Source organism: Pantoea sp. RG18 (assembly GCF_025910075.1).
GTDB classification, from domain to species: domain Bacteria; phylum Pseudomonadota; class Gammaproteobacteria; order Enterobacterales; family Enterobacteriaceae; genus Pantoea; species Pantoea agglomerans.
Map to the genome: position 1 here is coordinate 1 of NZ_JAPCIL010000039.1, position 470 is coordinate 470.

A 470-nucleotide genomic window follows, 5' to 3' on the forward strand; every position below is an offset into this window, starting at 1 on the left:
GAAAGTTGTATCTACTTACAGAACGCTGGACAGCATTCAGGAAAATCCTGACAGCGTGGGAAGCTGGAGCAGCAGGGTAAGCAGGCATGCTCAATTCAACAAAGCCCGGCATCCTCCCGCACAGATGCTCTTCTGCTGGGATTCGGTTATAGATAAAAAGACCTACGAGACGCGCATCACCTTTTCATCGGCCCTGCGGGAGAAAATGTCGGTGCCAACCGGAAAGGACTGGCGTGGGGATACGGCCTGGTATGACACGCTGCTGTTTGGGCTGGCACCAGAAGGTAAAGTCCGCATCTGGCTTCAGAACAGTGCACCGGTCGCCAATCTGCCGGTCGAACCGGTAAAAATCACCACGCTGTCCGGGGATAAACTGGATGCCTGCAAAGACGTGCCTTCGCGCATTGACTTTAACTACAGCATTCCGGATGGTTATGATCAGGACATAAAGGATTTTATCAAAGGGAAAG

1 protein-coding gene is annotated in these 470 nt (G+C 52.1%); it reads left to right on the forward strand.

Translation table 11 applies throughout. The features are described from left to right. Nucleotides 1–55: 55 nt before the first annotated feature. On the forward strand, nucleotides 56–470 hold a 415-nt coding region (locus OK409_RS22450), incomplete at its 3' end, for a DUF2931 family protein (RefSeq protein ID WP_264367565.1).